At 38.9% G+C, this 25,693-nt stretch carries 21 protein-coding genes and 3 tRNA genes; 16 read left to right on the forward strand and 8 right to left on the reverse strand.

Annotated features, from left to right (window positions below; all coding sequences use genetic code 11):
* Nucleotides 1-6 precede the first annotated feature (6 nt).
* The 8 genes from SB49_RS02155 (at nucleotide 7) to SB49_RS02200 (ending at nucleotide 6,993) form a co-directional block, all read left to right on the forward strand.
* Nucleotides 7-90: transfer RNA gene (locus SB49_RS02155), tRNA-Ser, on the forward strand.
* A 50-nt stretch (nucleotides 91-140) separates the two neighbouring features.
* Nucleotides 141-215, forward strand: a tRNA-Pro gene (locus SB49_RS02160).
* Nucleotides 216-219: 4 nt separating this feature from the next.
* Nucleotides 220-293, forward strand: a tRNA-Arg gene (locus SB49_RS02165).
* Nucleotides 294-518: 225 nt separating this feature from the next.
* Entirely contained in the window at nucleotides 519-998 is a 480-nt protein-coding gene (locus SB49_RS02170; RefSeq protein ID WP_062053422.1) for a hypothetical protein, read from the forward strand.
* A 1,109-nt stretch (nucleotides 999-2,107) separates the two neighbouring features.
* Nucleotides 2,108-2,416 (forward strand): hypothetical protein, encoded by a 309-nt coding sequence (locus SB49_RS02180; protein WP_062053426.1) that lies wholly within the window; start codon nucleotides 2,108-2,110, stop codon nucleotides 2,414-2,416.
* 311 nt (nucleotides 2,417-2,727) lie between these two features.
* A complete protein-coding gene (locus SB49_RS02190) occupies nucleotides 2,728-3,021 on the forward strand; it encodes a hypothetical protein (RefSeq protein WP_062053430.1) in 294 nt (97 codons plus the stop codon).
* 103 nt (nucleotides 3,022-3,124) lie between these two features.
* Nucleotides 3,125-4,609, forward strand: a complete 1,485-nt coding sequence (locus SB49_RS02195) for a proton-conducting transporter transmembrane domain-containing protein (protein ID WP_062053432.1) — start codon at nucleotides 3,125-3,127, stop codon at nucleotides 4,607-4,609.
* Complete coding sequence (locus SB49_RS02200) at nucleotides 4,609-6,993, forward strand: DUF2309 domain-containing protein (RefSeq protein WP_062053434.1); 2,385 nt, start codon at nucleotides 4,609-4,611, stop codon at nucleotides 6,991-6,993. Before SB49_RS02195 ends, SB49_RS02200 begins: the two co-directional genes overlap by 1 nt.
* A 147-nt stretch (nucleotides 6,994-7,140) precedes the next feature.
* Here the strand turns inward: SB49_RS02200 and SB49_RS02205 are convergent, their stop codons facing one another.
* On the reverse strand, nucleotides 7,141-8,115 hold the full coding sequence (locus SB49_RS02205) for a bile acid:sodium symporter family protein (RefSeq protein ID WP_235537812.1): 975 nt from the start codon (nucleotides 8,113-8,115) through the stop codon (nucleotides 7,141-7,143).
* Between the two features lie 325 nt (nucleotides 8,116-8,440).
* On the opposite strand from SB49_RS02205, the gene SB49_RS02210 reads away from it, so the two are divergent.
* The 5 genes from SB49_RS02210 (at nucleotide 8,441) to SB49_RS16165 (ending at nucleotide 12,692) form a co-directional block, all read left to right on the forward strand.
* Nucleotides 8,441-9,127, forward strand: coding sequence for a dienelactone hydrolase family protein (locus SB49_RS02210; protein WP_062058766.1), 687 nt, complete (start codon nucleotides 8,441-8,443; stop codon nucleotides 9,125-9,127).
* A 268-nt stretch (nucleotides 9,128-9,395) separates the two neighbouring features.
* Nucleotides 9,396-11,114, forward strand: coding sequence for a GMC family oxidoreductase (locus tag SB49_RS02215; RefSeq protein ID WP_062053436.1), 1,719 nt, complete (start codon nucleotides 9,396-9,398; stop codon nucleotides 11,112-11,114).
* Nucleotides 11,115-11,118: 4 nt separating this feature from the next.
* Nucleotides 11,119-11,835 carry a gluconate 2-dehydrogenase subunit 3 family protein gene (locus tag SB49_RS02220; protein WP_062053438.1) on the forward strand — a complete coding sequence of 239 codons (717 nt, stop codon included), beginning with the start codon at nucleotides 11,119-11,121 and terminating at the stop codon, nucleotides 11,833-11,835.
* Nucleotides 11,836-11,856: 21 nt separating this feature from the next.
* A complete protein-coding gene (locus tag SB49_RS02225) occupies nucleotides 11,857-12,450 on the forward strand; it encodes a hypothetical protein (protein WP_235537814.1) in 594 nt (197 codons plus the stop codon).
* A 41-nt stretch (nucleotides 12,451-12,491) separates the two neighbouring features.
* Nucleotides 12,492-12,692, forward strand: coding sequence for a hypothetical protein (locus SB49_RS16165; protein WP_235537815.1), 201 nt, complete (start codon nucleotides 12,492-12,494; stop codon nucleotides 12,690-12,692).
* Between the two features lie 83 nt (nucleotides 12,693-12,775).
* Here SB49_RS16165 and SB49_RS02230 read toward each other — a convergent pair whose 3' ends face one another.
* Entirely contained in the window at nucleotides 12,776-13,879 is a 1,104-nt protein-coding gene (locus SB49_RS02230; RefSeq protein ID WP_235537817.1) for a glycoside hydrolase family 130 protein, read from the reverse strand.
* A 78-nt stretch (nucleotides 13,880-13,957) separates the two neighbouring features.
* On the opposite strand from SB49_RS02230, the gene SB49_RS02235 reads away from it, so the two are divergent.
* Complete coding sequence (locus SB49_RS02235; RefSeq protein ID WP_062053440.1) at nucleotides 13,958-14,689, forward strand: M15 family metallopeptidase; 732 nt, start codon at nucleotides 13,958-13,960, stop codon at nucleotides 14,687-14,689.
* Here SB49_RS02235 and SB49_RS02240 read toward each other — a convergent pair.
* From SB49_RS02240 to tsaD, 6 genes are all read right to left on the reverse strand, one after another.
* Entirely contained in the window at nucleotides 14,682-15,806 is a 1,125-nt protein-coding gene (locus SB49_RS02240) for a THUMP-like domain-containing protein (protein ID WP_335337885.1), read from the reverse strand. The genes SB49_RS02235 and SB49_RS02240 overlap by 8 nt on opposite strands.
* Nucleotides 15,807-15,879: 73 nt before the next feature.
* Nucleotides 15,880-16,980 (reverse strand): AI-2E family transporter, encoded by a 1,101-nt coding sequence (locus SB49_RS02245; protein ID WP_062053444.1) that lies wholly within the window; start codon nucleotides 16,978-16,980, stop codon nucleotides 15,880-15,882.
* Between the two features lie 4 nt (nucleotides 16,981-16,984).
* Nucleotides 16,985-17,635 (reverse strand): DUF4159 domain-containing protein, encoded by a 651-nt coding sequence (locus tag SB49_RS02250; RefSeq protein ID WP_062053446.1) that lies wholly within the window; start codon nucleotides 17,633-17,635, stop codon nucleotides 16,985-16,987.
* A 304-nt stretch (nucleotides 17,636-17,939) separates the two neighbouring features.
* Nucleotides 17,940-18,641, reverse strand: a complete 702-nt coding sequence (locus SB49_RS02255; RefSeq protein ID WP_062053448.1) for a 16S rRNA (uracil(1498)-N(3))-methyltransferase — start codon at nucleotides 18,639-18,641, stop codon at nucleotides 17,940-17,942.
* A gap of 13 nt (nucleotides 18,642-18,654) precedes the next feature.
* A complete protein-coding gene (locus tag SB49_RS02260; protein ID WP_062053450.1) occupies nucleotides 18,655-18,993 on the reverse strand; it encodes a TfoX/Sxy family protein in 339 nt (112 codons plus the stop codon).
* Between the two features lie 10 nt (nucleotides 18,994-19,003).
* Nucleotides 19,004-20,026 (reverse strand): tRNA (adenosine(37)-N6)-threonylcarbamoyltransferase complex transferase subunit TsaD, encoded by a 1,023-nt coding sequence (gene tsaD, locus SB49_RS02265; protein WP_062053452.1) that lies wholly within the window; start codon nucleotides 20,024-20,026, stop codon nucleotides 19,004-19,006.
* A 90-nt stretch (nucleotides 20,027-20,116) separates the two neighbouring features.
* On the opposite strand from tsaD, the gene SB49_RS02270 reads away from it, so the two are divergent.
* The gene (locus SB49_RS02270; RefSeq protein WP_335337886.1) at nucleotides 20,117-24,541 is read left to right on the forward strand and encodes a translocation/assembly module TamB domain-containing protein; all 4,425 of its coding nucleotides are present in this window, start codon (nucleotides 20,117-20,119) and stop codon (nucleotides 24,539-24,541) included.
* A gap of 154 nt (nucleotides 24,542-24,695) precedes the next feature.
* Entirely contained in the window at nucleotides 24,696-25,682 is a 987-nt protein-coding gene (pfkA, locus tag SB49_RS02275) for a 6-phosphofructokinase (protein ID WP_062053457.1), read from the forward strand.
* Nucleotides 25,683-25,693: the final 11 nt, after the last annotated feature.

The following is a 25,693-nucleotide window of genomic DNA, read 5'->3' on the forward strand; positions in this document are numbered from 1 at the left end:
AATATTGGAGAGGTGCCGGAGTGGTAACGGAGCAGATTGCTAATCTGTCGACGGGTAACTGTCGCCAGGGTTCGAGTCCCTGTCTCTCCGCTTTTTTTCTTTTTGATTTGAATTATTGACACAAACACATTGTCGGTTTTCGGGGTGTAGCGTAGCCCGGTTATCGCGCCTGCTTTGGGAGCAGGAGGCCGCAGGTTCGAATCCTGCCACCCCGACAATGGTCGCGTAGCTCAGCTGGATAGAGCATCTGCCTTCTAAGCAGACGGTCCCACGTTCGAATCGTGGCGCGATCACGAACTGATTATCAGTCACTTAAGTCAGCTTGGACATTGTTTCAGGCTGATTTTTTTGTTTTATTTCGCCTCATATATGCTCTATTTTGTGTATAGTTTCAGAATAGTACACTTTGATTTCTGGATTATTAAGGTGGGGTACTTTAGAAATCCACTTTTCCGTAAGTAGGATATGACCTTACTACTCCTCTTTGCTTTTATTAATTAATATAAGTACATTCATAAATGAAAATAAATATTATGAGAGTAACATTGATATTTTTCTTTTTGGTTATCCTCGCAAGTTGTGGAGAAAGAGTAGGCAATTCAGATACATCTAACCTTGAAGCAAGGAGGGATGGTATAGGGGCTCTTGTAGTTGACCAGAACAAAGACATAGAGCGATTGAGTGAGAGCGCTGACATCAATCATCCCAACACTGTCGGACTAATTAAAGTTCGTGATAGCATAAAGAGGGATAGTACGGAGGCTCTTGTAGCTGACCTGAACAAAGAGATAGAGCGATTGAGTAAGAGCGCTGACAGCAATCATCCCATCATTGTCAGGCTAATTAAGTTTCGTGATAGCATAAAGAGGGATAGTAGAGAGGCTCTAGTAGTTGACCTGAACAAAGAGATAGAACGATTAAGTGAGAGCGCTGATAGCGATCATCCCATTATTGTTAGGCTAATTAAGGTTCGTGATAGCATAAAGGCGGGACTTTAAATCTTCTATTTATTATACTCATTGAGCTTCAAGCGATAATAATGCTATTCAATTAGTTGCTAATTTCATTTTAGTATTATGTCATTTTCCTTGCTGTATTTTAGAGAAGTAGACACTATATAAATTTTAAAATATGGTAGATTTTTGTGATTTTTTCACATGAATTAAGCACTAATTCTGGAAAGGTTTAGCATTAAATGATAAGAGAATAAGGTGGGAGTGCTTTTTGATTCGACTAATCTTAGAAGGGTGCGCAGTCTGTATTAGTATGTAACCTATGATGTGGAATTTTCCAATCATTTCAATTCCATTAATTACTTAATAAATGAATTTCTGTATCACATTTAAGTAGGTGGAAAAGGTAATTGAAGTACTAATGGAATAATTATTAACTGTCCCGATATTAGACCATACACCAATAGATACAAAGGATTGTTTCAATTATAGAGTTAGATTCTTCATTTTCGTTAGCCCATGTTAGAGATTCAATTTTAAACAATGGGGAATAAATTACTCATCGAAGTCCTAGTCTTAGTAATAGTGGGCTGTAGTAATGCTAAAAATAAACATGAAGAATTAGAATACATGCCAGTCATCTTGCTAATACTATTGATAGTAATTGAGGGTGACTTTTATCAGGGTTTTCCTGATAGCCCATCAATCCTAAAGTTACTCGTGACCACTTAGTTATTTACTCATCTCTTTACGGAGAATACTCCGTAAAGGACTTACTAAACTCCACCCAACAGAATTTTCTTTAAGTTTTCAATTCAATTGTCAGCGAAAAAATCACGCGTTTCAAAAGTGTAAAAATAGCTTTTTTTAAGCTGTGTATTTTTCCTTCTCAATGAACCGTCGCCCTCTTATTTTCTTATAAAAACGGTATCCGAACGGCGGTATTTTTTTGTTCCAGGCCATAGATGGGGCAATCTCAAAATTGGGAATTGAATCTGTTTCTTTGACCACCTTCATTTTAAACAAAAAAACTACTCATAAAAAATATTAATGTATTTTATAATAAATATAAATAAAAATTAATGTATTAAAAGTGTGACCTTTGCCTTTGAAACGAGGTTATGAACTAATCATATCTCATAAAAAAGAACAATATGGAAACAAAAGAATTAAAGATGATTCAAAAGGGAAAACAAACAATTCAATTGGTTAAAGGTGTTTTTACACCATCTGAGGCCAGCGATGTAATGGTTTCATTGATCAATGAAAAAATTAATTTTCACAAATTACAAAGGCTCCAACGTTGGGAAAAAGACAACTCGTTTAATTCAGAGCAACTAGACCGTCACATCAATGAACTTGAAAGCGAAAAGGAAAATCTCATAGAAATAATTGCCAATATGGAAGTTCTAGGGAAAAACCTAAAGATCAACGGTACACTAGAAATTACTCCCGCTGATTAACTGGCACTTGGCTAGTTTGGTTCCAGAATTTGGGAACTCCAAAAAGAAACATTGAAGATCTATTTACTTGTACAAAAATTAAAATCTAAATTAATCGATATGCAATTATCAAAATCTACCTTATTATCAATAGCGGGCATGGTCGTGCTTGCACTCTTTGTAACATTCTGTTATGTTAATGATTCCATATTTCTGGATCGCATTTTAATCAGTAGCTTCATTTTAAGTATTGTATTTCTTGTAAAAATTAGGGAAGATCTACATCAATCAATCGAAGATAATTCAAAGCAGATTGATAATAATTTGCCTAGATGAAACAGAACCTATCCTTCATAAAGGGCTTATTCAGTCCGGCAGAGGCCGCAGATGTGCTCTTATCGCTCTTGAATGACAAAATAAAATTTCATTCGGTGAAAGCTTTGAACCTTCGTCAGGAGCAAGAGAATTCTGATGGCAGCTCTGAAAATAGGATTATGAAATTAAGGGAAAACAAGAAAATTGTAGAACAATTGGTCTTGCATGCGCATAAAAAAGGTTTGAAATTGGAGATCAACGGTACTGTTGAAATTATCCTTGTAGATAATCAGGAAACTGTTCCTCTATGACAAACGATTAAAATGGGTTCTCTATAATTCAGATGCCCATCTAAAGCTGTTTTAACTACTACAAAAGTCTTTAATAATTATAAAAATCATTAAAAAGCTAAAAATGATTCTTGAAAACCCTTTACAGGAAAACACCATACAAAATAGTAACACTCCAGAGAATAAATCACTTTACTTTTCCCACTCAAGAATAATCCCATACTTGCTTTGGTTATTGTTTGCAGGCAATCTGTCTTACCTGCTTTATTATTTCCCCAATATTGCGGAATGGTATTACGGAGATATGTTAAAGATCAATGGTTTTACCATTTTAATCTGGACAACGGTAACCTTCTTTAGCGCACTTGTTGCCACTTATGCAAGTAATTATCTACATGGTTTTAAATATCACTTCAGATTTAACCTATTATGTTTAGGTTTTACTTTTTCGGTGATGTTTTTCATTATGTCAAATCATGTTGCATTACTTCTTCTTACTTGGTTTTTAATGGGATTTTTTATGTCCCGATTAATTGGAATTGATACAGGCTGGGGAGAGGCGCGTGAGGCTTCAAGATTCACACAGCGCTATTTTTTAACCGGCACATTTTTTCTAGGCGCTGGAGTCCTTTTGTTGGCCTTTTATAGTGGTTCGTATACGATTAGCGGTCTTATGAACTCACTGGAAGTCATACCGTTTTATATTGTCCTTATCGCTGCGACATGTATAATTTTGGCAGCCATAGTCCAATCGGCAATCTATCCTTTTCACCGCTGGTTGCTTTCGGCAATGACTTCACCAACGCCTGCTTCGGCATTAATGCATGCTGGTTTTGTAAACGGGGCAGGAATCCTATTGGCCTTATTTTCTACCTTGATATTCGCTTCAAACACATTGAACATACTTCTAATTATTGGTGGTCTGACCGCCATAATAGCACAATTCACCAAGCTTCTTCAAGTGAATGTTAAGCAAAAATTGGCCTGCTCAACAATAGCTCAAATGGGGTTTATGATCATGCAATGTGGACTGGGCTTTTTTAATGCAGCGGTCGTTCACCTTATACTTCACGGATTTTATAAGGCTTATTTGTTTCTATCCTCAGGGGAAGAGATAGCGCATTCTAAACCGGAAAGACCACCACAGATAAGGATAAGTCCTTTGCAAGCCATTGGTGTACTCTTATTTGGAATACTGGGAGCTTTTCTATTTACTTTACTAACGGGAAAAGGAATGAATTTGGACAGTGGTATTTTTCTAACCCTGATTGTAGCTATTACCGCAGGACAGGCAACTTATAACATAGTCAAACAAAAAAGTCTATCCCTTGTGCAGAAAATATTTTTACCGCCGGTCATTTTTCTAATGGGTATTGGTGTTTATGCTCTGTTCTACAATGGGGTAAGCATTGTGATGGCAGATATGCCCATGGTCGCCGTACCTATGCCTCTTTCCATTATACAGATTGTTTTTGGGTCCGTTTTCTTGATTGGTTTTTTTATTATGAAACTGGGTATTTATCGAGATTTCCCTTGGCTTTATGTAAAATTACTAAACCTGTCCCAACCCCATAAGAAGTCCATATTAATGTATAAATCTAATTCCTAATGAACCAAGAACACATTCTCAAAAGTATCGATGAAGCATCCAAAGTTATTGGAAAAACATGGCCCTTATATTCTTTTGTAACCTCCAATCCATTGTCGGGATATGAGAAGTTGCCCTTCGCGGATGCTGTGGACATAGCCAAAGGGAATTTAAACGCAGATATGTTCATTGAGGCGTCCTTATATCGCAAAGCTTACCAACTGGGTGAGATAGGAAAAGAAGAATTAGCTACCCTCCTAAATGAAAACGGATTATCAAAGTCGCCTGAATTTTATTTAGAGCAAATGGAATCCCAAAACCGGACTGAAGAGAAAAACAGTAGTCACGATTTGGATAGGATCATGGCTAAGTGGCTCTCCTCCTTTATGGATGAGGGTAATGCAGAATGGGAAATGCCAAATAAGGAAGATGGTTTTTATAAGGCTTGGCGAAAGCTCGCGAAATACGATAGTGAGGTTTCCATAAAAGATATCCAACAAATACCGAAGACCCCCTCTGAGGCCTTACAGCATATTCTAAAGAATATTCCAGAAAAGGATTACCTCAATATTTTCACCTTCCATTTGGCCGCCCTACCGGGCTGGACTGGATATATCAACTATAGGAGTACCTCCAATTCGCAATGGCAGCAGTTTTATCCAATTCATTTGGAAGATTATTTGGCCGTTCGTTTATGGATCGCCCATCACATTAACAGTCCGATTCTCCCTGAAAAGGAGCAAGACGGCACAGATAAGACCATTGCAAAACTGCAATATGTTTGGTTGAAGGCCTGGGAAAGGACCTGGCAAAATCAACTTATCCATACCCTGAAAAAGGATTCTATTATTGCTACAACAAGTCAAAAGCCAGAATCTTTGCCAGATGCTCAAATGGTTTTTTGTATTGATACCAGATCGGAACTAATTAGAAGACATGTGGAATCTAAAGGTAATTATGAAACTTATGGATATGCCGGATTTTTTGGAATAGCCATGGATTATGAGGATTTAAATGACGGATTAACACGTAAGTCTTGTCCCCCTATAGTCTCTTCAGCCTATACCGTTAGTGAAATGCCCCAAGCTACAAAGGCTAAGGAGAAATTGGCTTATGAAAGGAAAAATGAAATTGAACAGTTTGCAGAATATTTTTTGAAGCGAATGAAGAATATGCTTCCTTCGGCCTTTGGTTTTGTAGAGGGATCAGGATTCTATTATGGCTTGTCATTACTGATGAGGACAATTATGCCAGGGTATTCCTATAGGATCAAAAAGAACAATTCATCTTCTCATGAGACCATTTGCGAACCAAAAATAGATAGTAACAATCTAAAGGGGGAGAACCACTTTGGAATTCCATTGGCAGAAAAAGTTGCTATTGTCAAATCTGCCTTTGACCTCACTGGTTGGAAAAACTTTGCCCCACTTGTGCTTTTTGTAGGTCATGGGAGTCATTCTGCCAATAATCCCTTTGGTTCCAGCCTTGATTGCGGCGCTTGTGCAGCAAGTCCTGGTAGGCATAATGCCAGAATGTTGGCCAAATTGGCCAATCTGCCCAATGTACGAGCAGCGCTAGCTTTAGATCACTCGATAGAAATTCCGGAAACGACTATTTTCTTGGGAGCAGAGCACAATACAACAACAGATGAAATTGTGATTTTTGATTCTGAGCTTCCGGATACGCATAAAGAGCAATTAGGAAAAGTAAAATCCGATTTGATGAGCGCTCAAAGAACTGCTACACAAGATAGACTGGGCATGGATAGTGATAGTATAGCATTAGCCCAACGCAAAGCGAACAATTGGGGAGAAACCAGACCAGAATGGGGTCTCGCAAAAAATGCAGGATTTATCGTAGGACCTAGAACACTTACCAAAAATGAAAATCTTGACAGTCGTTGCTTCCTTCATTCCTACAATTGGGAAATGGATGATACGGGCAACGCCTTAGAGGGGATCATGCAGGGACCTATGGTCGTTACACAATGGATCAACAATCACTATTATTTTTCCACGGTAGATAATAATACATTCGGGGGAGGCTCAAAAATTACGCACAACATCACAGGTAAATTTGGAGTTGTCCAAGGAAATGGAGGAGATCTTAAAATGGGACTTCCCCTGCAATCCTTAAGACAATCCGATGATGAAATGTACCATCAACCTTTACGGCTTTCAGTCCTCATTCAGGCACCGATTGCAAGGGTAACGGATATCCTTTCTCGAAATGAAAATCTAAAAACGCTGTTGGACAATGAGTGGATCTATCTAATGGTTATGGATCCTACAGAACAAAATGACATCAAACGATACGAGAAAAACCTAAAATGGGTTTCAACGAAAGAGAACAGTAAGGACGTAAAACAGAATGCCAGAAAGGTAGAGCTCGAATTGGCAGATTAATTTTAAACTGGTCTGCCTATATTGGAAATGGCATCGTACTGATCGTACATCCAAGGCCTATCAAAAGTGACCATAAGATTGGCATGAGCAGAAACCAAATGCAATTGAAAGCTTTCAGGAAACTGGAAGCTTTTCTTGTTTGGTCTTTTAGGTACTTAACATAGCTTTCCGCTTTCCATAACGCTCCGCTATAAAAGCGATGATCAAAAGCTGTGACATATGATAGATCATGACCGGTAAAATATAGATACTTGCATTGATGCTATGGCCAAACATAATTTTTGCCATTACAGATCCATGAACCAAAGATTTTTTAGATCCGCAGAACAAAGCTGTAACACGATCTTCTAGTGAAAACCCCAATTTTTTAGAAATGAGATGCACCACTAGCATTACCAGAAGGAAAAGGGCCAATATAGCAGCATACAGTAGTAAAAGAACTTCAATTTGCATTCCAGAAAATAGGTTGGCATTGAAGGAGAGGCAAAAACTTGAATAAACGATAAGAATGATGACCGTTTTGTCAAAATATCCAATCAAAGTACTTTTCTTGACCGCAAAGTGACCTATTTTATGATGTAGCAAGATTCCCAAGGTCAATGGCAGGACAATTTGCAGAAGCAATTTCGTTATAACGGTTAGTACAGAAACACCTTGTACATCATCTATGACCAGTCCCAGCCAGAGCGGTGTTAAAATCACCCCTAGTAGACCTGATAGACTGGCATTGAAAATGGCAGCAGGGATATTTCCCTTTGCAATGGAGACCATTACCACAGAGGAGGATACTGTAGAGGGCAACACGGCCAAAAAGAACATGCCAACCCATAAAAGTTGAGCAGTTTCTCCAGCCATTAGGCTCTTGAACGGCAATACCAACAGCGGAAAAAAAACGAAGGTGCTCAGGTGGATCAGAAGATGCAATTTATAATTGCGTACGCCACTTCTAAAAGTGCTCATCGATAATTTTAATCCATAAAAGAAAAAGATAAGTCCGATACCTACATCGGTAACCTCATTTAAATGAAGAATAGCAGATCCATTAGGGAAGAGATAGGCAACAGGAATAGCTATTAACAAGGCCATGATAAAGCCATTCATTTTAATTTTATTCAGAAGCACAAAACTATTTTTAAGCAGTTGACAAATGTTATAAACTAATTGGCCAAATGTAACGTATTTATACCAATGCAGTTAAAAATGTAATTAGAGCGGGAGAAACAAGAAAACTTCAGGAATATTATTTGTGGTAAAAGATACATTTTGTATTTAATCCATTGAAATAGAATACTGTAGTAAAGTATAGGCTATTGTTCGATGGACCAAAAATAGTTTATGATCCGATGATTTTTAATTACAAACAAAGCATCTATTTAATACTTTTGTCGAAAATTTAGAGAACTAATAATCAATGAGTTTACGCCCCATTTTATTGCTAACCCTACTAATGGTACTGTTTCTGTTACAAGGTTGTGCTGCCCAATCTCAGTTACTTGAAGACGAGCAGCAAACTATTACCATAGAAAACCTCAAATACTATTTATATTATCCACCTGGTTATGAGGCCGAAAGTTCTGAAAAGTTTCCGTTGCTCCTGTTCTTGCATGGGGGTGGCGATTCTGGAGATAGTATTGGTCGCGTTAAATCAAGTGGTCCGCCAAAACTTATTGCAGACGGCAAAGATTTTCCATTCTTGATCCTCGCACCTCAAAACCCGCATAAGAAGGAATGGTGGAATACAAAAGCGGTGGTTCAGCTGTTGGATACTGTAGTTGCCAATAATAATGTAGATGCCAAAAGAATATATTTAACTGGTTTAAGTAGGGGTGGTGGAGCAGCATGGCAATTGGCGGTGCAGTATCCCGAAAAATTTGCAGCCATGGCAGTAGTCTGTGGAATGACACCTGTTCCCTATGCCGCTTGGATAGACAAAAAGATGCCCATTTGGGTATTTCACGGAGAAGAGGATAAGTCCATTCCCTTCTCAGAATCGGTACAAATGGTAGCTAGACTCAAAGAAATGGGCTATGATGTGAAGTTTACAAGATACAAAGGTGTAGGCCACAATTCTTGGACAAGAGCCTACAATACGCCAGAACTTTATGATTGGTTCATTGAGCAAAAGAGGAAATAACTACTAATTTCAATACGTTTTAGCTTATCATAATCTTTACTTTGAATTATTTTAAGATGATTTATAGTCGGGATGATCTCTACTTTTGCACTTACATTAAGGTAACGTCTCTATTTAGTCTTAGACTTCTATGTAAGTACTACTTCTCTTTTTTTAGCTTAATTGTGAAGATTACATGCATTTGATTTTGTTTTGAGTGGTTGATTGTTTTAATAAAAAGAGTAACTTAATGCTCTTATAAAAACAATCAACCAACTAAATTCTACACATGCAAATAATTGAATCATCTACTGTTTATGATGTTATCATTGTAGGCTCGGGTGCTGGAGGGGGCATGGCAACAAAAGTCTTGTCTGAAGCCGGACTTAAAGTGGCCGTGGTGGAAGCTGGACCTTATTTTGATCCTGCGGCTCCCGAGCAACAGACCCAATTAAAATGGCCTTATGAATCTCCACGCAGGGGTGCGAATACTGTGAGGCCTTTCGGGGAATTTGATAGTGCCTACGGAGGATGGGAGATAGAGGGAGAACCTTATACCCAAAAAAATGGAACAAAATTCGATTGGTTTCGATCCCAGATGCTGGGAGGGCGTACCAACCACTGGGGAAGAATTTCCTTGCGCTTTGGAGAACGGGATTTTAAACATAAAAGTTATGATGGATTAGGGGATGATTGGCCCATAGGATATGAGGATGTGAAACCTTATTACGATAAGGTAGATAAGTTGATAGGTGTTTTTGGTAGTAAGGAGAACATTCCTAACGAGCCTGATGGTTTTTTTCTGCCAGCTCCTAAACCCCGCCTGCACGAGTTGTTTTATATCAATGGTGCAAAAAAATCAAACATTCCTGTGATTCCTTCTAGGATGTCCATGCTCACCAAAAAAATTAATAAGGATAGAGGGGTTTGTTTCTATTGTGGACAATGCTCTAGGGGTTGTTCTGTATATGCCGATTTTTCCGCGGGGACCTGTTTGATTTTTCCTGCTCAAAAGAATGGAGGACAAATTGACTTGTTTGTAAATTGTATGGTCCGGGAAGTGACCACTAATGAGGAAGGAAAAGCGACGGGGGTTTCCTATATCAACAAAGAAGACAGAAAGGAATACAGGTTAAAGGGAAAAATTGTGGTGTTGGCCGCTTCTGCCTGCAGTAGTGCAAGGGTTCTGCTAAATTCGAAGAGCAAGCAGCATCCCAATGGCTTGGGCAATAGTGGGGATACCGTTGGTAGGTACCTTCACGATTCCACTGGCGCCAGTAGGTCTGCTTTTGTTCCGGGACTCATGAACCGCAAAAAATACAATGAGGATGGGGTAGGAGGCATGCATGTATACACTCCTTGGTGGCTCGATAATAAAAAGCTCGACTTCCCCCGTGGGTACCATATAGAAGTATGGGGCGGTATGGGAATGCCAAGCTATGGATTTGGGTTCAATCCAAATGACTTTAACAGGTTTTTTAATCAAAATGTAGGGGGCTATGGAAATAGTCTTCGAGCAGATGTTCAAAAGTATTACGGGTCAGTAGTAGGCTTTGGAGGCCGAGGAGAATCCATACCTATGAAGGACAATTACTGCGAAATTGATCCCACTACAGTAGATGAGTTTGGGATACCTGTACTAAGATTCCATTATAAATGGTCCGATTTTGAGCGAAAACAAGCCAAGCATATGAATGAGACCTTTGAAGAGTTGTTTCATAATATGGGTGCTGAGCCTCTACAGTCCAGACCATCAAAAGAACAAGACTATGGCTTGTTAACACCAGGAAGGATTATCCACGAAGTGGGAACTACCCGTATGGGGAATGATCCAAAATCATCTGTAGTGAACAAGTATCAACAATTGCATGACGCAGATAATGTATTCATAGTGGATGGAGGTCCCTTTGTTTCCCAGGCGGATAAAAACCCTACCTGGACCATTTTAGCCTTATCATGGCGAACTTCGGACTTTATTGTAGAACAATTGAAAAAGCAAAATATCTAAAGTTATGGATAGGAGAAAAAGTATAAAATCAATCTTTCTTGGATCAGTGGCCGGTGGCTTGGCCTTTACTGGATGCCAACCAGGAACGGAGCGAGAATCAGAAGAGGCAATAGCTCAGTCCGCAGAGAAATATTTTGGACGAACACCCGAAGAAAAGGAACTCATTGACGAATTGAATGCAGAACAATTTTTTAATGAGCATGAAATGAACACCATTAAAGTGCTCTGTGCTGTGATATTACCTGCCAATGATAAATTTGGAAGTGCCACTGATGCGGGAGCCCCAGATTTTATTGAATTCATGTCCAAGGATTATCCTCCATTCCAAACCCCACTTAGAGGTGGGTTGATGTGGTTGGACCATAAATGCAATACAGAATTCAATACAGAATTTATCGCTTCTACTCCAGAACAACAAAAACAAATTCTGGATACCATAGCATTCCCGGATATTACTATCCCAGATGCGGAACAGCCCTTAGAAATCCAGTTTTTCTCATTGATGCGTAATTTAAGCCTTACTGGCTATTATACTTCAAAAATGGGGATAGAGGATCTTGGCTACAAAGGTAATATGCCCAATGTTTGGGATGGGGTGCCGGCCGATGTTCTTGAACAACATGGGGTTGCCTATGATGAGGCTTGGTTGGCGAAATGCGTTGACCAAAGTAAAAGGGGAGATATAGCAGAATGGGATGAGAGTGGAAACTTGTTGACATAAAGATTAACGGTCAATTTAATTATGAAAAAGTGTATCGTCTCTAGTTCATGGCTTTTTTTCTTGTTTTTCGCATTGTTCAATTCTTCCCAATTAGCAGCCCAAGAGATCGGATTACAACTCTATAGTCTTAGAAAGCAATTTAAGAAAGATGTGCCCGGAACCTTGAAAATGATCAGCGATTGGGGCATAAGATCTGTGGAAGGGGGTGATTCTTATGGAATGCCCGTTGATGATTTTAAAGACCTATTGAAAAAAAACAATCTTAAGGTTGTCAGTATAGGGGCATCCTTCGAAGAACTTAGGGATAACCCAAAAGTTGTTGTAGAACGTGCCAGAACCTATGGGGCAACCTATGTGATGTGTGCATGGATCCCTCATTCCGGCAATAAATTTGGGATAGAAGAAACCAAAAATGCGGTAACTGTATTCAATGCGGCCGGAAAGGTGCTGATGGGGATGGATTACAATTGGCCTATCACCCACATGGGTACGAATTTCGTCCCTATAAAGCTGGAACTTTGTTTGATTATATGGCTAAAAATGCTGTTGATTTCAAATTCGAAATGGATGTCTATTGGGTGCAGCACGCTGGTGAAGACCCATTGCAGTTGCTAAGGAAGTATCCTCAGAAATTTGTGTTAATGCACTTAAAGGATATGGCAAAAGGTACACAAAATGCTAATACCGGATCTGCCAATGTTGATACAAATGTGGTATTGGGGACTGGGGAGGTAGCTATTGCGGCCCTTGTTGCTGAGGCCAAAAAGCTAGGCTTACCATATTTATTTATAGAAGACGAATCTTCCCGAGTAATAGATCAAATACCTAAAAGCTTAAAATACCTCAAAGGTCTTTAAGGGGTAATATGAAATAAAAAGGGCTTCAATTGAAGCCCTTTTATATGTTTATTCAGATATAATAAGCGCCTTTGGCTACCAGGTTAATTCTCTTTTATGGCCAAACCAACCATGGAATCTGCTGTCCCATAATAGAGGAACCACTTTCCTTTAAAATAGACCAGTCCTTCAATAAAAGTAGTACCAGCTGCATATTGCCCAGAAGTCTCATGTGGTAGATCGGGACATATAAAAGGTGTTTCCAGACGATCTAACATTTTGGTAGGGTCATTCTTGTCAAATAAAACCTGCCCGCCACAGTAGGTGCTAGGGGCTACTTTGGAACTAGCTCCCTCTCCTTGAAGGTTTTTGCCATTGTACAACAGTAAAATACCATTCTCTGTATATAAAGCTGGTGGGCCTGGTTCGGTAAGGTGGCTATCGAATTCTCCAAGGGTTGGTTCAAAGACTTTTATAAGTTCCCCTTGGTCATCCACCATGGGCTCCCAGTCGACCAGGTTATCCGATTGTGCCAGATTGACAAAGAGTTCTCCCCAATACATCAGATATTTCCCATTCACCTTCTTGGCGATAATTCTACCATCTTTCAGTTCTGTGACAATAGATCCAGATTTGCTCCAAACGTTCAGAAATTTACCATTATGGGCATCCTCAAAGGCAGGGCCGTGTTTGGTCCAGGTTTTTAAGTCTTTCGAGGTGGCACTGGAAAGTCTGGCTACATCCTTGTTCCAGCTGGTATAGAGGATTACATAGGTGCCATCCTCCTTTTCTACTATTCGCGGGTCTTCGCATCCACCGGGAAATTCATATTTTAAATTGTCATCTTTGGAAGGATAAAGAACAGGTTCTGGATATTTCGTAAACGCTATACCGTCCGTACTATAAGCTAGACCAATTCTAGAAGTTCTGCCACCTAAAATAGCATCAGGATTGTCCTCTGCACGGAAAAGCACAAAAACAGTATCGTTTCTTACTATGGCTGCAGGATTAAAGACATCGGCTTTCTGCCATTGCACCAGTTTTTCCTCCATGGAACAATTGAAAACAAAACTGGAATCAGCTTGCATGATTGGATTTTGTGGAGGTTTTTCAAAGCCTAACATCCACTTGTCTTGGGCTTTGGTTTGACACTGAATGAACAAGGAACTTACCAACAGGATAAGCGAGGTTGTTTTTATCATTTTCATAATTCTATATCTTAGGGTAAATTTTTTAGTGATTCAAATGATTGGTGTATTTTGCCAATTGTTGTTTTATAATTGAATATGATAGGCAAGTTAAGGTATTATAGGATAGTCTGGGTGGTTGCTCCATTAATTTTAATGGCTTGTAAGGACGTCATCCCTAAAAAGGAGGAAACGATAAAGGCAAAGCAGGAAGTTGCGGTAAAGGATACGGTAGAGGCATCTGAACCGATCAAACAAACTACACCTTTGAAGTTGTTGGCGGATACCACCTTTGTTCGATTGGCCGATTACAGTGAGGATTTTTATTATGATTTGCGATATGCTACAACCAATAATTTTTTAAAGTCCCAGGTCTACGATTGCCCAGAGTGCTATACTAGGGTGAAAACGGCAAAAGCTTTGCTCAAAGCGAATGACGAATTGATGGAAAAGGGCTATAAAATTAAATTCTTTGACTGTTACAGACCAAATTCGGTACAATACAAAATGTGGGAAATAGTTCCCAACCCCCAATATGTAGCCAACCCGGTTAAGGGATCTATTCATAACAAGGGAGGTGCCGTGGACATCACTTTGGCCACATTGGAAGGGCGGGAATTGGATATGGGAACCGATTTTGATTTCTTTGGTAAAAGGGCCTATCATGACAATTATGATCTGCCACAAGAGATTTTGGAAAATAGAAAGCTTTTGAAAGAAACGATGGAAGCCCATGGCTTTTGGTCCATTCGTACAGAATGGTGGCATTACAACCTTTCTTCGGCCACCAACGATAAGATTGCCAATTTTAAATGGGAGTGCACTAATTAGTATCTTGGATTTTTGAACATTGCAGGACACAATAGTTACCATCATTGGTAGTGGTGAAGAACAAATAAACATCCCCTCCATCTTTTAATTTGTGCTTCTTGCGAATACTCGCAACACTTTCTGGAAAGTTCCTAGTGGTAACATTTGCCTTCCTGATTCCCAGTTGTTGGATGGCTTTTTTGTTGTAGGGAATCATTTTTTCGATCCTAAAGGACCTACCTGGGAATCCAATCAAGGTATCGGATGTATATAAATGCGAATGCTCATGTAGTTTTTTGAGTCCGTATATATTCCCAACCGTTTTGAAGGCCCCAGATTTTAATACGGCCGCGTTGGGTTCGTATAGATAGGTTTGTGGAGGGCCGAAATGGGATATATTCCTTTTTTCATCTACCCAATCAAACTGGAATTTCTCATCCCTCTCGGTATTAAAATTGATGGTCTTAATGGTTATCTCTCCGTTGTAATCTTTTTCCAAAATCCAGAGTAATTCTTTGACCTCGTTTTTAACCGCGACCACATGAATTTCTTTTACAAAATCCAGTTCGTTTTTGCCAATGGTAAAATCTAAAAGGGGAGAGGTTTTGATTAAAATATTGGAGGCTTTATCAAATAAAAGGGATAGATTGTTTGGTACATCAGGAAGGCAATCGGAAAGCATAAAAACTTTTCCCTTGGCGTCATTTCTTCGAGATGGGTCTATATAGATCCAATCAAATTTTTGAGTCGAAGCTTCTAAATAATGAAGTCCGTTTTCAGGTATGCATTGAATGTTTTTTATCCCAAATATTTTATAATTATAAACAGCAATTTCGGAAAGGTTTACATTGATTTCACAATGGACCACCTGTTCAAATTTTTTACTAAAAAAATAGTCGTCCACACCGTACCCACCAGTGAGGTCTATCATCGATTTTCCATTAACCAGATTAGCCTTATATTGGGCTGTGGTTTCGGACGATGTCTGTTCAATGTTCAACTTGTCAGGGTAGTAGATATTGTTGGTTTGAAACCAAGTGGGAAGCTTTGACTCACACTTTTTCTTGGCTTCTATCTGTTGCGCCAATTCTTTGGTGCCAACCCCTTCAAAAGTTACTTTTTTTAGCAATACTGACACGATGTCAGTATTGCTATTTTTATTTATAAATTCTTGTACACCAGTATGTAATATATTTTTATTCAAAGTAAAACTATAAGTTTTTAGTGATGGACATCACAATCTTGTTATCAGCCAAAAACTCCTTTAAAATTACCTTTATTGCAGTATAGCCAGGGACTGCAATGATCATCCCGACAACTCCAAAAAGGAGTCCGGCAATTATTATGATCAAGAATATTTCTAGGGGGTGCGACTTCACACTACTGGAAAATATGAAAGGCTGCGAAAAGAAATTATCTACCAGTTGACCGATGACAAGACCTAAAAATACCCACCCAGTTTTTGGTAGAATTACTGCGCTAAAATCAGCTCCCAAATTACTGGTCATGGTCAAAATAATCATGATGCTGCCGCCTATGATCGGACCCAAATAAGGGATGATATTGAACAGCGCACAGAGGAAGGCTATGACGACTGCATTTTCGATTCCAACTATAAGTAATACCACCGTGTAAATCACGAAGAGGATAAATATTTGTAACAAGAGTCCGACAAAATATCTGGACAGTAAGTTTTTGATTTTGTCCATAGAATTGACCATGCCTCCTTCTTTATCCTTGGGCATAAAAATTAGAATTCCTTTTTGGAATAATTTGCTGTCCTTTAAAAAGAAGAACGAGATAAATAGAACGGAAAAAAGACCTATACTAACAGTGCTCAAAACATCTACAAATGAGTTGAGGAAATTGGGAATAAATCCCATATTAAAATCTTTTAAAATGGTCCTTTCAATATCGGCGTCCTCTATCATTTCATTGACCACCTTCGGTGATGCCCCAAAGTACTCAGTAGCTTCCCAGTATAGGGAATCGAGACTTTTTTGTAAGTTGTCAATATCCAAAAGGGACAAGTTTCTACTCTGTTCTGTAATTAACGGAACAAAAAGAGCAACTATCCCAGCAAAGATGGATACCATCATTAACATAGTCATTATAACGGCCACGATATTAGGTAGTTTTAATCTTTTTCTAAGAAAGATAACAATGGGCCTCCCGATCAGGGCTACCACCGCTGCAATCGCGAGATACGCTATGACAGATTGGATAGTGTAAAGAAAATAAAGCAATAATAGGACTCCTGTAATGATGGCAACTGCCCTTATAATACCGTAGGCGATTGTATTTGATGTCATAGCTTTAACTTTTAAATACGTAAGAAATAATATTGGCGCCCATCTGTAGTGCTTTAAGCCTCACCTCTGAAGGGTCATTGTGAACGGCTTCATCCTCCCAGCCATCACTGAGGTCGCTTTCATAAGTAAATAACAGTACCAGGCGACCTTCATGGAATATTCCAAGGGCTTGAGGTCGTTTGCCATCATGTTCGTGGATTTTAGGCAGGCCATCCGGGAATTTATAGTGTACCTGGAAAATAGGGTGGTCCTTTCCCAATTCCTCCAATTCCTTGTCTGGAAATACTTTAGAAAGCTCTTTTTTTAAATAAGGCTCCATCCCATAATTATCATCAATATGTAAAAACCCGCCAGCAAGTAAATAGGTTCTGAGGTTTTCTGCCTCTTCTTGGGAAAAGTATACATTCCCATGTCCGGTCATATGTAAAAAGGGATATTGAAATAAATTGATATCGCCCACCTCCACGGTTTGTGCTTTGGAGTTTATCTGAGTCCCTATTTTGTCGTTGCAAAATCTTATGAGATTTGGTAATGCTGTAGGATTGGCATACCAGTCTCCGCCACCGTTGTATTTTAAAACTGCAATTTCCTGAGCATCAATGTTAAAACTCAAAAAAAAGGTTAAAATTATAGCAGAATAAGCAAGTTTTTTCATTGAGTTGTGTATCTTTAGGTACTTCAAATTTACTAATAAAAGAGGCTCAAAAAAATCATTATGCCCCAATACTTTTTAAGTGGGCTGTGATTCACTAATTTGAGGGGACAAAAGCATTTGGTAGTAGTATTCTACATTTGGTAATAAGCGATTATCAATAGAGGCAATGAAAGTATTCTGCTGGTCAATTATGGCCTGTGTATAAAGAGATTATTCGGTGTTCATCTTACTGGATAAGTTAGTAAGTGTTTATTGTGGTTCCGCATTTCCCATTATATATAGTTGGAAGTGCGGAATTTTTTTACTAGTTTATTAAGGCTACTGTGGTACAGGCAAAAATGGCTGCGGTTTCGGTGCGTAACCTGGTTTGTCCAAGGGCAACGGGGAGGAATCCCTTTTCTAGGGCCAATGCTATTTCATTGGTGGAAAAATCCCCTTCAGGACCTATGAGAATAGTGGTGTGTGATTTTGGTCTCATCCGTTCTTTTAACTCAATTTTCATATCTTCTTCACAATGGGCTATAAAAAGATCTCCTTGTATGGAGGATGCCAAAAATTCTTTAAAGGTCATAGCCTCATTTAACGTTGGTAAGTACGTCTGAAGTGACTGTTTCATGGCTGATTGGATCACCTTATCCATCCGGTCCTTTTTGATTACCTTTCTTTCTGAATGTTCACAAATCAGAGGGGTAATTTCATCAACACCTATTTCCGTGGCCTTTTCTAAAAACCACTCAAAACGGTCATTGAGTTTTGTTGGGGCCACTACCATATGCAATTTGTTGTCTTTGGGCTCGTAATGTTTCTTTTCAATAATCTTGGCCGAACATTTTTTGTGATCTGGAAACAGAATTTCTGCTTGGAACAAATCTCCATGGCCATTGGTAATCTGAAGGATGTCGCCTGTTTTTTTGCGTAATACCTTAACAATATGCTTGCTTTCGTCTGTTGGGAAAGTAAACTGTTCGGTTTCTAAATTCAGGTTTGGATTATAGAAAAGTTGCATAGGTTGCTGCTTTTTATTTTAAGTTATTGATTTTGTTTTTAGCGTGCTCCAATCCCAATTCTACCCAGGAAAGAAGCTCTTCTTCAGTTTGAAAAGCCTCCTCCATGACAAATACAAATTCTTTCATGGGCCGGTTAGTGAAATCCATGGGTCGGGCATGTGGATTTTCTAAAATCATATTCATTTTATCACTTATAACCCTGACCATTAGTTCGTCTTTTATAACACCAACGGTCATTTTTCCCTGATATAGAAAGGAAAGGCCGCCGAACATTTTCTTTTCGGTGAACTCTTCTGGAAACAATTTTAAGGTTTCCCTTATTCTATTTGCCAAGTCCTCGTTGAAAGCCATACCGAAGTGTTTATATTACGTACCGTGCCTTAGCGGTAATGCTTTGGTCGCTAAAGTTGCCTTCCAAATATTTTAAGTATCCCACAATCCCTATCATCGCTGCATTGTCCGTGCAATATTCAAATTTGGGAACATAGGTAGTCCAGCCATACCTGGTTTCCGCATCTTTAAGTGCTTCCCGAATTCCTGAATTTGCCGATACCCCACCACCAATTGCGATTTGTTTAATTCCAGTTTGCTTGGCAGCCTTTTTAAGTTTGCTCATCAGAATGTCTATGATTGTATATTGTATGGACGAACAGATATCATGAAGGTTTTCTTCAATAAAATTTGGGTTTTCCTTCACCTGATTTTGTATAAAGTAAAGGATACTGGTTTTTAACCCACTGAAACTAAAATTGAGATCCTTGACTTTTGGTTTTGGGAAAGGAAAGGCTTTAGGATTGCCCATTTGGGCATATTTGTCCACCAATGGTCCTCCAGGATATGGCAATCCTAAAATTTTGGCACTCTTATCAAAGGCTTCTCCAACAGCATCGTCCAAGGTTTCCCCCAGGATTTCGAGATCAAAATAATCCTTGACCAACACTATTTGGGTGTGTCCACCACTGATAGTGAGTGCTAAAAAAGGGAACTGTGGTTTTGGGTTATTTTCTTCATCTATGAAGTGCGCCAATATATGGGCCTGCATATGATTAACTTCTATTAACGGGATGTCCAAACCCAATGCGAGCGACTTGGCAAATGAGGTGCCAACCAATAAAGATCCCATAAGTCCAGGACCACGTGTAAAAGCTATGGCTGATAACTGTTTTTTATCGATATTTGCCTTGGCCAACGCTTGGTGGACCACGGGAAGAATATTTTGTTGGTGGGCCCTGGAGGCAAGTTCGGGAACAACACCCCCATATTCCTCATGAATACGCTGCGTTGCAACAACATTGCTCAGTTTCTTGTTGTTGTGTAAAACGGCCGCTGAAGTATCGTCACAGGAAGATTCTATAGCAAGAATAAATATATTTTGATGTTCCACTTAGTTTTGGAATAAAATTTGAAAACAACAAAGATAAAACAATAAAGCCCTATCAAAAAATTAAGAAAAATACTCCTTAGGATATTATTGGTGATCTTGCTGATATCAGTTCTAGGTACGGCTATCTTGTCTTTGCCCATAGTTCAAACGAGATTGGCAAAATTTGCCACGAATACCATCAACACAGAATTTGGGACAAATATTAATATAGACCGATTAAAATTTTCTCTCATATCCTGGGATACATCCTTAAGGGGTGTTTTTGTGCAGGACTATCAAAAGGATACCCTTTTTTACATCGATAGGCTTTCTACTTCCATTCTTAATATTAGAAACCTGGTGAATGGAAAATTAGAGTTTGGGGATATAAATGTCGAAAAGCTCAATTTTAAATTGAAGACTTATAAAGGGGAGCGTAATAGTAACCTAGAGGTTTTTATTGACAAATTGGATGATAAAAAACCCAGGAATCCAGGAACGCCCCCATTTTATTTTTCATCTTCGGATGTAAAAATATCCAATAGTAAATTCAGGCTTATTGATGAGAACAGGGAAACCTATGAGGTCCTTGATTTTAAAGATCTAAACATAAATGCCAACAATTTCCTGATATTGGGTCCAGAGGTGACCTCTGAGATCAAGAAATTAACATTTTCCAGTAAAAAAGGGCTAAAAGTGGAAAATATGGGGACTTCCTTCAAATATTCCAAACAACAGATGAGGTTTGATTCCCTTCAGATAAAAACATCAAAATCCAACATCAAAGGTAATTTGGTCTTCAACTATAACAGGGAAGATTTTGCCGACTTTCTGAACAAGGTAAATATTACCGCAAATTTTGAAGAGTCTACAGTGTCCTTTGATGAGGTGAACTTATTGTACAGCGAATTTGGTAGCGGTAAGGAAGCTTATTTTAGTGCTACCGTAAATGGCGTATTGAACGATTTAAATACGACCGATCTTTTTTTGCAATCGGATAATACAGGGGTAAGGGGCGATTTTCATTTTAAAAATCTATTTACCAAATCGGAGCCCTTTGTGATCAACGCGCAAATGAGGAATGTGTCCACAAGCTATTACGAACTTAGATCTTTGATGCCCAAAATCCTTGGAGATAACATCCCTTCTGTTTTTGAAAAATTGGGCCAATTTACCATAAGGGGAACGGCAGGGATCACCCAAAAGGTCATAGAGGCAAAAGTGAACATTAATACCCTTGTTGGCAGTAGTTATGCAGATCTAACCCTAACGGATATAGATGACATAGACAATGCTTCCTACCAGGGATTTGTTTCCTTGATCGATTTTGATCTTGGTGAGATAGTCAATAATGAGAAATTGGGTAAAACTAATTTGGATGTTAATGTAGAAGGAAAGGGATTTGTTCAGGAAACATTGAATACTAAGGTCACAGGGGAGGTATACAATTTGGAATTTAATGATTACAACTATCAAAATATAAATGTTTCAGGGGTACTTAAAGACCAGTTGTTTGACGGGTCTTTGGTATCTGCAGATGAGAATTTCAAATTTGAGTTCAAGGGGTTGGCAGATTTAAAGGAGAGGCGCAATAACTTTAACTTCGTGGCCTCAGTGGATTATGCCGATTTTAAGAAGCTGAACTTTATAAAGGACAGCGTTTCTATTTTTAAAGGTAATATTGCCATGGACGTTTCCGGTAATAGTGTGGATAATTTTATAGGGGACATCAATTTTACCAAGACCAGCTATCAAAATAAGAATGAGATCTATTATTTCGATGATTTTAAAATTTCCTCAACGTTCGAAAAAGATACCGTAAGGGTCATAGATATTAATTCCCCAGATATTATTACCGGATACTTAAGAGGGAACTTTAAAGTAAATGAACTGGGCAAACTGGTTCAAAATGCCATAGGAAGTATTTATACCAATTATAAACCCTATCAAATTTCAGACGGGCAACGCTTGACCTTTAATTTTAAAATTTACAATAAAATTGTAGAGGTGTTTTTTCCCGAAGTGGAATTTGGTCCAAATACTTTTATCAAGGGAAGCGTTATTGCTGATGAGGGCGACTTCAAACTAACCTTTAAATCACCGAGCATTACAGCTTTTGGGAATTTGCTTGATAATATTGATGTGAAGGTGGATAACAAAAATCCCCTTTTCAATACCTTCGTTTCTGTGGCCGATGTCTCAACAAAATACTACGATGTAAAAGATTTTAACCTGATCAATACCACTATTAATGATACCCTGTTCTTTAGAACAGAATTTAAAGGGGGTAGTGAATACAATGATAGTTATAACCTAAACTTTTATCACACCTTCAATAATCAAAAGAAGTCCGTGATTGGACTAAAAAGGTCCGATCTTAGTTTTAAGGGCAATACTTGGGTGCTAAATAATGAGGGCAATAACAAGAACAAGGTCATCTTAAACAGTAAGTTGGATAGTATTACGATTGAGGAGATCGTAATGAACAATGAGGAGAATGAACAGATCAGGCTCAAGGGACAATTGGCAGATTCTACCTATAAGGATCTGGAACTACAGTTTAAGATTGTTTCCTTGGATAAAATAACACCCAATATAGATAGCTTAAACCTAAAAGGAGAGGTAAATGGGGTATTAAATGTCCGCCAAAAAGACGGGATCTACCTGCCATCTTCCAACTTGGATATCCGCGACTTTGCTGTAAATGACATCCGACAAGGGGATCTTTCCATCGGTATTGTCGGGAATCAAGACTTGACAGATTTTGTGGTCAATGCCCAATTATCCGATCGAGGTGTGGATAGGATGAGTGTGTTTGGTAAAATATCCAATAGGACAGAAATTCCGCAGGCAGATCTTTTGGCAAATTTTAATGACTTTAGTTTGGAACCCTTCAGTCCACTGGGTGAAGGTGTAATTGATCATATACGGGGAGATATTTCCGGAAATGCCAGAATTACGGGGGATCTAAATAATTTAGATATCAATGGACAGCTTTCATTGAACAATGCGGGTATTGCTATCCCGTACTTAAATGTGGATTATGCCTTTGACCAAAATTCCCAAGTGCGCCTCTACGACCAGACCTTTTATTTTGAGAACATAGGATTAACAGATGTATCACAAAATACCCAGGCCAATATAGATGGTAGGATTACCCATCAAGCCTTTAAGGAATGGAATCTGGATTTAAAAGTGGATACTAAAAATGATCGGTTCATGATCATGGATAAGCCATACAGTGAGGACGAATTATACTATGGGACTGGATTTCTGAACGGGACAGGGGAAATATATGGATCTACCAAGGCTTTGACGATAAAAGTAAATGGGAGCACTGCTAGAGGTACCTCTTTGAAGATTCCATTGAGTGATGTGGCCAGTGTGGGCGATTTTTCTTTCATAACGTTCATAGAAAAAAATAGTAAAAAAACGATTGAGGCCCAACGCACCATTAAAACAACAGAAGGTTTGGAGCTGGAGTTCGATCTCTTGGTGACTCCAGAGGCCGAAGTGGAGATTGTGGTGGACCAAAAAACAGGGAGCTCTCTTAAAGGAACGGGGGAAGGGATTTTATTGATCGAGATCAATACTTTAGGTAAGTTCAATATGTACGGAGATTTTGTAGTAGTTACAGGGGAATATAACCATAAATTTGGGGGTGTCATCGATAAAAGATTTAAGGTGAGGCCCGGAGGTAGTGTGGTTTGGGAAAGGGATCCTTTGGCGGCAACTCTAAATTTAGAGGCTGTTTATTCCTTGAATGCCAATCCTGCACCTCTCCTAGACGACCCAGGATATACCCGAAGAATCCCTACGGATGTTGTAGTAAGATTAAATGGTAGGTTGGAGAGTCCGGAAATCAATTTTGATATTGAATTCCCCGGAACAAATTCTGTAGTAAAATCGGAATTGCAATACCGTCTACAAGATCCAACAGTGATGGAGCGAAATGCCTTTTTCTTGATGGCACAGGGCACCTTTGTAAATGAGGTCTCAGGAATTAACCAACAGGCAGTAACAGGAAACCTCATACAGACCGCCTCCGGTTTGTTGAACCAAGTATTTGACGGGAATAGTGACAAGTTCGATTTTGGACTCTCCTATGAGCAAGGACAGCTTGCCAAGAGTGCGGATATACAAACAGAGAATAGGATTGGGGTTACGGTTTCCACACAGATTAGTGATAAGGTATTGATTAATGGTAGGTTGGGAGTCCCGGTTGGTGGGGTTAGTGAAACCGTCGTTGCCGGTGATGTTGAGGTGCAGGTATTGTTGAATGAAGAAGGGACCCTGAGTCTTAAGATATTCAATAGGGAGAACGAAATTCAGCAGTTTTTATCTAATAATCAGGGATATACGCAAGGAGTGGGCTTGTCTTACGAGGTAGATTTTAATACCTTTGAACAATTGTTAGGTAGATTATTCGGCAAAGACAAGAAGAAAAAAAAGCAAAAGGCGTTACAACCAAATTCTACAGCTATAATTGAAAAGGATAGTATTATCCGATTTACAGAAAAAAACGGGGATAACTAAATCCTTAAAATTCTAGATTTTCTGTTGCTTAATTACCCAAACGGCTAAAAATTGTTAACGAAAACGTTTGAGGTTTAGTCAGTTCGTAAAATAACCTTTGCTTCAATTAGTTTATTGGAATAAGTTTCCTAGTTTTACTTTTTTAAAGATTTTAATGGGTTCAAACATAAAGAAAATAGGGGTTTTTACCTCAGGTGGTGACTCTCCGGGGATGAACGCCGCCATTCGATCCGTTGTGCGTACTTGTGCGTATATGAAAATTGAATGCATGGGTATTTACAGGGGGTATGAGGGGATGATAGAAGGCGATTTTAAAGCCATGGATGCCCGTAGTGTAAACAACATTATAAATAAAGGAGGTACTATCCTAAAGTCGGCTCGTTCTTTGGCATTTAGAACCAAAGAAGGACGTCAGCAAGCATATGATAAGTTAAAGGAAGCAGGTATTGATGCTCTAGTAGTTATTGGAGGTGATGGTAGTTTTACCGGAGCTTTGATCTTCAACCAAGAGTTTAACTTTCCAATAATAGGAATTCCAGGTACTATAGATAATGATATTTTTGGTACTACCTATACATTGGGATATGATACGGCTTTAAATACGGTAGTAGAGGTAATCGATAAAATCAGGGATACGGCCAGTTCCCACAACAGATTGTTCTTTGTTGAGGTAATGGGTAGGGATGTTGGCCATATCGCATTGAATGCAGGTGTGGGCGCAGGTGCAGAGGAAATATTGATCCCTGAGGAAAACTTGGGATTGGAACGTTTATTGGAATCCCTTAAGAGAAGTAAGGCATCAGGCAAATCATCAAGTATAGTAGTGGTTGCTGAAGGTGATAAGACAGGAAAAAATGTTTTTGAGCTGAAGGAATATGTAGAAACCCACCTTCCTATCTACGATGTTAGGGTTTCTGTACTGGGTCACATGCAAAGAGGGGGTTCGCCTTCTTGTTTCGATAGGGTACTGGCCAGTAGAATGGGAGTAAGGGCAGTAGAGGCCCTATTGGAGGGAAAGACCAATCTAATGGTAGGTATCCAAGACAATAAAATTACAATGACCCCAATAAGTAAGGCCATTAAAGGGCATACTAAGATAGATTTGGAGCTCATGAGAGTATCCGAAATAATGACAACATAAAAATTTAAAAT

Source organism: Sediminicola sp. YIK13 (genome assembly GCF_001430825.1).
Lineage (GTDB): Bacteria > Bacteroidota > Bacteroidia > Flavobacteriales > Flavobacteriaceae > Sediminicola.